The organism is Candidatus Hydrogenedentota bacterium (assembly GCA_019695095.1).
Lineage (GTDB): Bacteria > Hydrogenedentota > Hydrogenedentia > Hydrogenedentales > SLHB01 > JAIBAQ01.
The window spans coordinates 1-10,421 of sequence record JAIBAQ010000198.1; the positions used below are offsets into that span (position 1 = coordinate 1).

A 10,421-nucleotide genomic window follows, 5' to 3' on the forward strand; every position below is an offset into this window, starting at 1 on the left:
TCCAGGAGACTTCCCATGAACTGCACCCAGGACACCTGCGCGTTTGCCCAGGTCTACGAAGTCGAAACGCGCAATCTCACCGAAGACGTACGCGAATTGAAAGACCGTGTCAAGAGCCTCGAAACGACATTGGTGCGAGGCATCATGCTCCTTGTCGCCAACCTCGTCGGCGTGGTCGTCACGCTAGCCCAGCAGCTTCTTCAGCACTGATTCACACCTCGCTCAACATCAGGAGAACGTCACTCATGTACTGGACCATTCACTGCGACGACGCATCCGCCGCGTCCGAATCACCTGCCCATACCGACGGCCGGTTTGTACTCCACAAGCACACCGACGCCGAAGGCCCGCATCTCGATCTGCGATTGGAGCAGGACGGCTACCTGCTCGGCTGGCGTATCGACAGCGCAACGCTCGAAGGGGAACTCTCGGCCACCGAGAAGGCCCCGCACTCTCTCGAATGGCTTGACCGCGACGGAGACGCGCTACGGCAAGACGCCGGCACGTTTTGCTGGATCGAACGAGACACCGACGAACGCGCCGTACTTCTGTGTGGCGCTGCCGGAGCACGCATCGTGCGCGCCACACGGCAACCGGGCCTATCGCCCAACACAATCAACGAAGTACGCAGCGCTCTCGCACTCGCAAAGGCCGCCGAATCGGATGTCGCCAAATTGATTACCGACGGGGCATCCGCGCGCCGACGCGCAATCGAACGGCTCTGCGGTCTGGGCCGCGAACTCGACGGCGACGCATTCGACGTGGACACGTGGCGCAAATCGCTCGCCGCGTTGTCGCTCGAAGACATTCACACGCACCTCCGCGCCTTTGAGGTGCGGTTCGACAACAAGTACCCGCCAACCCCGGTGTCGAAGCCGGAGCGTCTGCGCGACGATGAACCCTCACACCGCCGTGGCGACGCGCTCGCGATCCTCCGGGGCTGACACCCACAACCAAAAGGAGAACCATCATGGCTTATGGAGACCTGGGAGGTCCGGTCACCGAACTGGTCCTCACCTGCAAGACCTTGTCCTCTGGACCGATCACGATCGCCCCCGGCGATGCGGTCAAACTCGCCGGCCCGTACACGGTCGACAACGCGACGGCTGCCGATGACCCCGTCTTCGGCCAAGCGCTCGCCGCGGCAAGCGTGAACGGCCAAGCTGTCCCCATCAAAGTGCGCGGCGTCTGTCTCTTCGCGTACACGGGCGCGGCACCCACCATCAACGGCGTCGCGGGCATCGCGGCCTCCGACGTCGACGGCAAAGTAAAAGCGCCGTCTTCCGGCAACGGAACCGGCATCAACCTCAAAGTCGACACGGGGGCCTCGCTGGTCCACGTGCTGCTTTAATCGGGAGTCAACCATGCCTTATCGAGACGACACGGTACGCGAACGCATCGCGTTCCTCAGCCAAGAACCCGACCGGCTGCGGCAAGTCCGCGGCCGTGACCTCTACGACCAACTCGGTACGCTCGGACTCACGCACACCCAGTTCTTCCGCGCGCTCGGAGTCAACGTCGCCGACTACTGCGCGCAGGAATTCGGGATCGACGTGGGCCGCATCACCGTCGACCGCTTCTTCCAGAGCGATCCGAACGCCAAGTGGCTCTTCCCCGACATCGTGCGCGAAGCCGTTATCGCGGGACTCAAGCACAAGCCCGTGTATCCCGAGCTGATCGTGCACGATGAGCACGTCTCCGGAACCGCCTACGACGTCCCCTACGTCGCCGAGTCTTCCGTCGAGGAAGAGATGCGCACCGTCGCCGAAGGCGCGGCGATTCCCGAATCGGAGATTACCTACGGAGACCGCATCGTGCGCCTCGACAAGAAAGGCCGCGGTGTGATCGCGTCCTACGAGGTGATCCGCCGCATGTCCGTGGACATGCTTCGCGTACACCTGCGCCGCATCGGCGAGCGCCTGGGCCGCAACCTCGATGCGCGCCTCGCCCAGGTGCTCGTCAGCGGCGACAACTCCGGTAGCGCGACGGCGGCGCCCACGGTCAATACTGGTGTCTCCGGCGCGTGGTCCTACGAGGACATTGTCAAGGGCTTCATGACCTTGACGCTCGACCACTACTTCACGCCGACGCACATGCTCGCGAATTCCGAACTCGCGCAGACCATTCTCGGTATGGAGGAATTCAAGGATTCCGCGCTCTTCGACTTCGCGAAGTCCGGTGACCTGCCTACTCCGCTTGGCGTGAGGCTGGTTCCGCTGGTCGATCAGCCCGCCAAAAAGCTGACGATCGTCGACTCAGGCTATGCCGTCGAAAAACTGACCGAGCAGGACTTGCTCGTCGAAAGCGACAAACTCATCAACCAGCAATGGGACCGCACCTATCTGACCGTCGTGACGGACTTCGCCGTTCTGTACGAGAAGGCGCGTGTGGTTGTCCGCAGCGACTGGTAGTAACGCCGGATTCCCGCCGGCACATACGCAGCGGGGGCGCCGCAAGGCGTCCCCGCGCCTCCAAACCTACAGGAGAATTCCCATGCCCGCGTTTACTACCGAGGCATCCGTGCGCCTCAAGTTTCAGATCGCCGATACGGTGAATGTCCCTTCTGAGCTCGTTGATTCGTGCATCGACACGGCCCACGAAGAGATTCTCCGCGTGCTCGCCGAAGACATCGATATGCAATCGCCCGAGAACGCGGTTGTTATGGCCGAGACCCTGCTCGCGGGCGCGCGCCTTTTCGAAGCGCTCGCCTCGCACGACGCTTTCACGCAGAAGCGCATTACCCTCGGCCCCAATCACATTGAAGACGGCGACCGGTTCCGCGCGCTGACCTCGGCCGCGGCCCTTGCCGAAAAGCATGCGTGGTACCTCTTGGAACCCTACACGCGGCCGCGCCCGTTTCGTTCGTGCATTGAACCCACGGTCACGATTCCGATTCTCGGGGAGGATTGATCATGGTTGCGACGCTTGGTTCGTTCACGTTCGACCCTGCCCACACGTCGGTCCAGGAACGCCACAACGAAGTCGGCGGCCGGCGCGAGCGCACAATTGAGATCTCCGGAGTCATTGTCGGAGCCTCCACCGTCGATGCCATTGAGGCGCGCCTGGACGCGCTGCTCGACGCAGCAAGCGCGGAAGACTACTCCGCCGCCCTGTCTCTTCGTCCTGGGCGGCGTTTGTGGGTCCGCCGCGAAAGCTTCACGCGCCAGGTCGAATCGAGCGCGCGTGTCGGCTCGTTCACACTGATGCTTAAAGCCAAGTCGCCTTTCGAAGAGGCCGTCGAGCTAAGTGTGTACCCGTGGAACGTTACAGATTCCGGCGACGTGCTCCATCTCGCCTCCGCCGGAAATGTATTCGCAATGCCGTCCATCCGGCTCGCACCGCTGGGAAACCTGATCAACCCCGCTGTATCCGACGGTACTCGCACGATCGAGTATGCGGGTACTGTCCGCGACGGTTCCGTACTGATCTTCGATGGCGCCAACGGGCGGGTTACGCTCGACGAAAACGACGTTTCGCCGTATACCGCCGGCGAGTTCCCGCGGCTTGAACCTGAGGGCGCCACACTGACGTTTTCCGACGATGTCACCAGTGCGCACGCCGCTTTCGGAAGCGTCGAGTTCCGGTCCCGCTGGTGGTAAAAATTCGGAATTCTGAACCCACCTGACGTTCGCCGGAGTCAGAGACTGTCCCAAGCGAGCGAAGCGAGACGGGACTGTCCCCGAATTCTGAACCCACCTGACGTTCGCCGGAGTCAGAGACGTCCCAAGCGAGCGAAGCGAGACGGGACTGTCCCCGAATTCGTCAACCTTGCCCTCAACATAAGTAAACGCACAGGAATCATCCCGTGAACTACCGAATAGACATTCATGACACCTATGGACGGCTCGTCGCATCGTTCACCGATGCCCCGCTAGTTGAGGCCGTGCGCACAAGCCCCGACAGACCCGATCGCGTCTCTGGCATGCTTCCCGACGAAATTCGCGAAGTGAGCCACGGGGACCGCATTCGTGTCTTTGTCGATGGCGCACTCTTCTGCGAAGCGCCCATCGTTGCAGTCGCGCCGCATTGGAGCGAGACAAGCAAGCTCATCCTCGACCGTTATGTGCGCTTTCCGGAAGTTATCGAGTTCACGGCGCAACAGCCTGATGATCGATTCATACAGCAAGCGAAACGCGCCTACGCCAATTGCACCGTCGCCGCGATGGTGAAGGACCTTATCAACACGGTTCCCGGCTCGCTCCACTACACCGTTGCCCATAGCGCATTTCCCGAAGGCGCCGAACGTGAGTGGCAGAAACTGTGCGCGCGGAAGAGCACTGAGAATGAACTGGAATTCGGCGGGATTGCATCGGGGCAATGGGTCGATTTCTCACGCATCGACGCATCGGGAGCCTACGCCATCGACGGCGACACCATCGCCGGCCTTGTCGTGGACGGAGTCCCCTGGCCCGATCTGCGACTCATGATGATCGATGCCGAAGAGACTTCCAGGAACGCGCACGCCATCAAGCGGCACCCGGAAGTCGCGGCATGGACCTCGTCGCAATACAACGCGAGTTTCTACAAACAGCGCGCCGAATTCGCCAAGCTGACGCTTCAGGGCCTCATCGACGAGCACGGTATTGAGCTGATTGAACTCAATCCGCACAAGAACCGTTTCGGCGAGTTTGACGATCGAGTCGATGCCTACGGCCGCTATGTCGGCCTGGTTTATGGCGGCCAGCGCTGCTTCAACGCCGCCATGATCGAAACGGGGGCAGCCGACGTTTACCTCTACGAAGAAGGCCGGTATCACGTTCCCGAAATGGAACTGAAAGACTTCTACTCGTACGCGGGCCAACACTCCGACTCCATCGAGCCCATAGCGGAGACGATTACCGGATTCGACGCCGGCGGCCCTGTGTTGGAGTCCATCGCGGCGCTTGCCTATGCCGCGGGCGGCTGCACCTGGTTCGTCGACACCGATCTCACGATCCATTTCCGAAGACAAACGTACCCGGACCGCGTCTGGTTCTACAATCCCGTCGAGTTTGGCGTCACGCTCGGCTCGGACGCCTCCGCGCTTGCCAACGCGATCACCATCGAGACCAACCCGGTGGTTTCGGCCCTCGTCAAGTCGTATCCGCGCGAAGACAGCATCAATGAGTACGGCGAACAATCAACGTACCTTGAGTACTTCGGAATCTCGCGCGAGGACGACGCGGATAAGCTGGCCAGTGGCTTGCTCGATGATGTCTCTTACCCCAATCCGGACGGAACCATCGTCTTCTACCACGGCAACCCCGAAGTCCGCGTCGGCGAGCTTGTCGAAATCCGCGGCGCGCCGGTCCGCCGTGTCGAGCGCAAAGCCGTGCATGAGTGGGGAAACCGGTTTGACGGCCGCATTGTGGGGCGTGTCCGCGAAGTCACACACCGGTTCTGCGGCGAAACCGTCACGACGCGCGTGGCTCTCACATCGCCGCTGCGAAGCGTGGCCGATCCGCTCGCCTTCATCATCCGCAGCCAACCCAGCAAGCGCGCCCTGTTTCAGTTCCGTCTCGATGATCTGGCCGTTGGCCTCGACATGGGCTACCACCTCGACTGAAAAACCAGCGGAACTTGGGGACTGACCTAAGCGAAGCGAACGTAGAGAGCGTGGACGGGTCTGTCCCCAATTCCGCGTGAACAGGTCTCCGCCGCAAAGTCGTCTCTCTTCCCTCAACCAACGAAAGGAATCCTTCATGGCCATCAAAGGCAAGGGCTACACCAAGACTTCCTGGTCCTTCGAAGAACGCCCGGTCCCCTCCGCGAAACTCAACACATGGGACGACCGCATCGAACTGGCCCTCGAACTCGTCCACAACCTACTCAGTCTCGCTTGGGGTGGTGGCGACGGCGTCATCCGCAAGGCCACGACCGGCGATCTCGCTGTAGTGGAGACTCCCTCACCGAGTCTGACGGCCCAGGTCTCGCCGGGCTACGCGTTTATCGCGCGCTACCCGTTTCGACTGGACGCGCCCTACAACCTGCCGGCTATCACTCCCCCGGCACTGCTTCCGCGCATCGATCTCGTGGTCGCGCGCCTCGAAAACTGGGACGCAAGCGTGGTCACCGGCACGGAAGCGTCTTCGCCTGTCGCGCCAAACACGCCCGCCGGCAGTCTGGCGCTTGCACGGCTGTTTCTGCGCCCCGGCATGACCTCAATCAAGAACGTCAACGACGGCATCAACGGCTACATCGTCGATGTCCGCACCTACCTGTAACCAACCGAAAAGGAGACTCATCATGAGCGCATCCGAGATTCTGACTTCCGAAACCGGCCTGACCCTCGCCGCATCCTTGTTTACCACCGCATGGACCTTCTTCAAAGGGCAGGAGTGGTTCCGCAACAGCAAGAACGAACGCGTCCGCAAGGCGCTTGAGGCCCTCGAAGCCGGCGTCGAGAAGACTTATGACTGCTACGTCAGCGCCCTGAAAGAGGCCAGCGAGGACGGCAAGCTCACCGTCGCCGAGCGCAGACGCGCCCGCGAACTGGCCCGCGATGCCGCCATCGAATTCGGCAGAACGCAAGGCATTGACGTAGCCCGCGAACTCGGCGGCGAATACCTCGATCTCTGGATCGAGCGCATCGTCCGCAAGACCAAGTCCGCGTCTTAATCCTCCAACCTCTCCTTCCCAACGGCAGGGGCGCTCGCACTCCTCCATGCGCCCCTGCCCCCGCCTTTTCTGTCAATTGGCGGTCGCACACAGCGCGTTGGTTGGGCAATCCATTTCCACTTCACAACAAGGTGCTTGAAACCTCTCCATTCACCTTGTACCATCGCCGGGATACACCCTTTTCGGCGGCGCCATGAACATACAGAAACAGACGCTTTCACTTAACGGCGCGTGGACCCTTGTGCTCGATCCCGAGGACAAGGGAAAGACCGCGCAATGGTTCAATACGCACCCAACTACCGGCAGTATCGAGGTATCCGTGCCTGCGGTCTGGGATCTGTGGGTGCCCGATTACGATGGTGTCGGCTGGTATTTCCGGACCTTCGACGTCCAGGAGGACTGGAGCGGTCTCCATGTCGCGCTTCAGTTCGAAGCGGTCGACTACTACGCGGAAGTCTGGCTCAATGGCCGCTGCCTCGGCGCGCACGAAGGCGGATACACGCCGTTCGCATTTGATGTCTCCGAAGCGATTGTTCGCGGTGCGAATACTCTGTGCGTGCGCGTGGTTGATCCTCACGACAAAGACGGTTACGGCGATTTCAAGCGCCGCCAGATTCCATGCGCCAAAGAAAACGGATACTGGAGTTTCGCCGGCATTTGGGGCGATGTGACGCTGGTTGCGCGGCATCGCACCCACATTACCGACGTCTTTGTGCAGCCCGATATCCGTCGCAAGCGGATTACCGCCACGGTGACCACGTCGCAGCCCGCGGACGTGCGCATCTCCATCGTAGACACGACCCATACCGCAGCCGGACCCGCGGGCAAGTTCATGCTCGATTTTCCCGAGCACGAGCTGTGGGCTCCGGAGACTCCGAAGCTATACTCGTTGCTCTGCGAGGTGCTCGAAGGCGACACGATCGTCGACGCACAGAGTGTGCGATTCGGTATGCGCGAATTCACCGTTCGCGAAAACCGCTTCTGTTTGAATAACCGCTCCTACCCCTTGAAAGCGGTATTGCACCAGCCCGACTATGCGCGGTCGCTTGCGGGTCCCGAATCGGTGGATCTTGCGCGCAAAGAGCTGCAACTCGCCAAGGAAGCGGGGTTCAACATGGTGCGGTTGCACATCAAGACCGCGCCGCGTATCACGCTCGACCTTTGCGATGAACTCGGCCTGCTCGTTTACGCCGAGCCCCCCATCGGTTGGATAGAGAAATCCGAATGGATGAAGGAACGTTGCGAACGCGAAGTCCGCGAGATGATCCTGCGCGACCGCAATCACCCGTCGATTGTCATCTGGGGCATCCTGAACGAATCGGGCAACGCGAGCTATGTCGTGAACGGCGGCGCGCAAATCATCAAGGACGACTTGTGCAAGCTGGCCCGTTCGCTCGATCCCAGCCGCATTGTTATCGACGATTCCGGCGGAGTGAACGCGACGCGCGAACCCGCTCGCTTCATTCGGCCCTATCACGACGAGTTTCAGGTCTACGACGACCTGCACATCTATCAACGCGCGCCGGTGGACGAGGAAATTAAGCGCCATTACCTCAACAGCGGCGATCCCGACGCGCTCTATTTCCTCTCCGAATTTGGATTCGGCGGCATGGAAGATCTCAAGGACGTTATTGCCCAGTACGGCGATCAGCGCGAGACACTAAAAGACGCTCGATTCCTTCAAGGCATGCTTGATGCTGCCCAGCAGGGTTTCGCTGAACGCGATCTGGATCGCGTATTCGGTAGTTTCTCCGGGTTTACCGCCGCCGCGCGCGAAGTTCAGTGTGACGCCGTGCGCCACCAGATCGAGTCCATTCGAGCCAACCCGAAGGCCGCGGGATACTGTTACACGCAGCTCTGCGACGCGGGCCACGAGTTCTGCGCGGGCGTTCTCGATCGCTGGCGCAGACCCAAGCCCGTTCATAAGACACTCAAGGCCATCCAAGCGCCGCTGCTCCCCGTGATTCAGATTGAGAAAACGAATCTTGTTCCTCGCGAATCAGTTCAGGTCACGGTGACGCTCGTCAACGACGAGCGCGTCGAATGCCGCGGCGATCTATCGCTCCAGGTCGTGGGACCCACCAACCAGGTGTTGTGGAAAAAACGCCGCGCGATCACGGTTGGCCGAGGCCACAAGGAAGTCTGGTCGGGATCGATTGCCGCCTCCGGTTCCACGGGCACGCACCGGTTCGTGGTGCGCATCGTGCAGGGTGCGCGCATCATTTGCCAGAACGATATCGACTTGCATGTGGTCGATGCCGTAACGGCGAGCGAGGTCCCGATCCATGTGCTCGATCCCCATCGCGAATGGCGCGAAGCGTGCGCCGCGTTCGCGAAGACGGGCAATCCTCGTTCGCCCATTCACGTAATTCCGCCGCTTGCGAACACGATCCGCGCCTACCCGGAAGCGGAACTCATGAGCATTCTGGCCGAGGTCCGCGAAGGCGCCGTTGCCATCGTGTTCTCGCCGCCGGACGATTGGAACGATCTCGCGGAACATGTGGATCCAGCCTTGATGGCCACGAGCAAAGACGCCGTCGGCGCGTTCCTGGGCATCTACCACTACGTCAAGCTGCACCCGATTTTTGAAGGCTTGCCCGCGCGATGCCTCATGCGCCAACCCTATCGCAATGTCGTTCCCGCGAAGACCTTCGTGGAATCCGGCGACGACGACATCTGCGGCTCCTTCGACACGGCGCCTATCGCCGCCGGTCACTACATGATCGGCGAGACGAAGTGGTGGGGCAGCGACATTCTCGTGAGGCGCTATGGCAGCGGTCGCATCGTGTTTACGCATCTGCGTGTCCTCGAGAACCTGGGGAAGGACCCCGTCGCCGATCGCATCTTCGTGAACATGCTTCAGCATTTCTCACGCCGGTCCGTGCCGACCGAAGAGCCGCCCGCGCTGACAACTCCCGCGCTGGACTGGCTCAAACGCGAACGCGCCGACCGAATCCGGTTGTGGATGGTCCTTGGCATGTTCCCCAATTGGGGCGATCAAGGCCACGTGGCCGCGTATCAGCCTGAACATGCGATTGATTTCAACGCCACCTACCAAGGTTGGTACAAACCCATCCGCTGGAAGCGGTGGTATTCGCGCGCCGAGGACAAGCACCTCGTGAACCTGCAGGATGCGTTCTCTCCGATCTATCAGTATTATCCCCGCTTCGATCACGGCACCGGGTACGCGTACGCCGAGTTCAATGCGTCGGCCCGCGGCTTGGCCGCGATGCAGTTGCAATTGCAGGACGCGGCCAAGGTGTGGTTGAACGGTACGCTCGTCCACGAGAGCCTGGAACACTTGCCCCACAAGACCCTCAACGAATACGAGGTCCCCGTGCAGGTGCGCCAGGGCCGCAACATCGTGTTGGTGAAGATCTCGAAGATTCCCGGCGAGTTCCGGTTTGCGCTCGACATTGCCCCCACGGCCCGCGATCCGCTGCAAATCAAGTGGTGGCGCTGACCAGGACTCGTATCCTGTGGCGGGCCGCGGCATTGGCCCTCTCAAGGAGACCCCATGAAACCGCGCGTCGAAATAGAATACTGCACCCAATGCCGATGGCTATTGCGCGCCGCATGGCTCGCACAAGAATTGCTCAGCACCTTCGAGAAGGAACTCGGCGGCGTAACGTTGATTCCGGGAACCGGCGGTGTGTTCGAGGTGCGCGCGGACGGCCAGGTCGCGTGGTCGCGTAAGGACGAAGGCCGTTTCCCCGACGCAAAAGAACTTAAGCAGCGCGTGCGCGATCTTGCCGTGCCCGGCAAGGACCTTGGGCATTCCGACCGCTAACTGAAATTGGGGACTGACGCAAGCGAAGCGACCG

The 10,421-nt window shown here is 61.1% G+C and carries 11 protein-coding genes; all 11 read left to right on the forward strand.

The window, feature by feature from the left end:
* Positions 1 to 15: 15 nt before the first annotated feature.
* The 11 genes from K1Y02_22085 to K1Y02_22135 all read left to right on the forward strand — a co-directional run bounded on the left by K1Y02_22085 (position 16) and on the right by K1Y02_22135 (position 10,387).
* On the forward strand, positions 16 to 210 hold the full coding sequence (locus tag K1Y02_22085) for a hypothetical protein (protein ID MBX7259068.1): 195 nt from the start codon (positions 16 to 18) through the stop codon (positions 208 to 210).
* A gap of 35 nt (positions 211 to 245) precedes the next feature.
* On the forward strand, positions 246 to 944 hold the full coding sequence (locus tag K1Y02_22090; protein ID MBX7259069.1) for a hypothetical protein: 699 nt from the start codon (positions 246 to 248) through the stop codon (positions 942 to 944).
* Positions 945 to 970: 26 nt separating this feature from the next.
* Positions 971 to 1,351, forward strand: a complete 381-nt coding sequence (locus K1Y02_22095; protein MBX7259070.1) for a hypothetical protein — start codon at positions 971 to 973, stop codon at positions 1,349 to 1,351.
* A gap of 13 nt (positions 1,352 to 1,364) precedes the next feature.
* Complete coding sequence (locus K1Y02_22100; GenBank protein MBX7259071.1) at positions 1,365 to 2,411, forward strand: phage major capsid protein; 1,047 nt, start codon at positions 1,365 to 1,367, stop codon at positions 2,409 to 2,411.
* 82 nt (positions 2,412 to 2,493) lie between these two features.
* On the forward strand, positions 2,494 to 2,910 hold the full coding sequence (locus K1Y02_22105; protein MBX7259072.1) for a hypothetical protein: 417 nt from the start codon (positions 2,494 to 2,496) through the stop codon (positions 2,908 to 2,910).
* A gap of 2 nt (positions 2,911 to 2,912) precedes the next feature.
* On the forward strand, positions 2,913 to 3,599 hold the full coding sequence (locus K1Y02_22110; protein ID MBX7259073.1) for a phage tail family protein: 687 nt from the start codon (positions 2,913 to 2,915) through the stop codon (positions 3,597 to 3,599).
* Between the two features lie 206 nt (positions 3,600 to 3,805).
* On the forward strand, positions 3,806 to 5,545 hold the full coding sequence (locus K1Y02_22115) for a thermonuclease family protein (GenBank protein MBX7259074.1): 1,740 nt from the start codon (positions 3,806 to 3,808) through the stop codon (positions 5,543 to 5,545).
* Between the two features lie 136 nt (positions 5,546 to 5,681).
* The gene (locus K1Y02_22120; protein ID MBX7259075.1) at positions 5,682 to 6,203 is read left to right on the forward strand and encodes a hypothetical protein; all 522 of its coding nucleotides are present in this window, start codon (positions 5,682 to 5,684) and stop codon (positions 6,201 to 6,203) included.
* 22 nt (positions 6,204 to 6,225) lie between these two features.
* Positions 6,226 to 6,597: a hypothetical protein gene (locus tag K1Y02_22125; GenBank protein MBX7259076.1), complete on the forward strand. Its 372-nt coding sequence runs from the start codon at positions 6,226 to 6,228 to the stop codon at positions 6,595 to 6,597.
* Positions 6,598 to 6,790: 193 nt separating this feature from the next.
* Entirely contained in the window at positions 6,791 to 10,060 is a 3,270-nt protein-coding gene (locus K1Y02_22130; GenBank protein MBX7259077.1) for a hypothetical protein, read from the forward strand.
* Between the two features lie 54 nt (positions 10,061 to 10,114).
* On the forward strand, positions 10,115 to 10,387 hold the full coding sequence (locus tag K1Y02_22135) for a SelT/SelW/SelH family protein (GenBank protein MBX7259078.1): 273 nt from the start codon (positions 10,115 to 10,117) through the stop codon (positions 10,385 to 10,387).
* The last annotated feature ends 34 nt before the right edge of the window (positions 10,388 to 10,421 follow it).

Coding starts and splice junctions, on each gene's coding strand:
- K1Y02_22085 (MBX7259068.1), top strand. CDS start 16: ATGAACTGCACCCAGGACACCTGCGCGTTTGCCCAGGTCTACGAAGTC.
- K1Y02_22090 (MBX7259069.1), top strand. CDS start 246: ATGTACTGGACCATTCACTGCGACGACGCATCCGCCGCGTCCGAATCA.
- K1Y02_22095 (MBX7259070.1), top strand. CDS start 971: ATGGCTTATGGAGACCTGGGAGGTCCGGTCACCGAACTGGTCCTCACC.
- K1Y02_22100 (MBX7259071.1), top strand. CDS start 1,365: ATGCCTTATCGAGACGACACGGTACGCGAACGCATCGCGTTCCTCAGC.
- K1Y02_22105 (MBX7259072.1), top strand. CDS start 2,494: ATGCCCGCGTTTACTACCGAGGCATCCGTGCGCCTCAAGTTTCAGATC.
- K1Y02_22110 (MBX7259073.1), top strand. CDS start 2,913: ATGGTTGCGACGCTTGGTTCGTTCACGTTCGACCCTGCCCACACGTCG.
- K1Y02_22120 (MBX7259075.1), top strand. CDS start 5,682: ATGGCCATCAAAGGCAAGGGCTACACCAAGACTTCCTGGTCCTTCGAA.
- K1Y02_22125 (MBX7259076.1), top strand. CDS start 6,226: ATGAGCGCATCCGAGATTCTGACTTCCGAAACCGGCCTGACCCTCGCC.
- K1Y02_22130 (MBX7259077.1), top strand. CDS start 6,791: ATGAACATACAGAAACAGACGCTTTCACTTAACGGCGCGTGGACCCTT.
- K1Y02_22135 (MBX7259078.1), top strand. CDS start 10,115: ATGAAACCGCGCGTCGAAATAGAATACTGCACCCAATGCCGATGGCTA.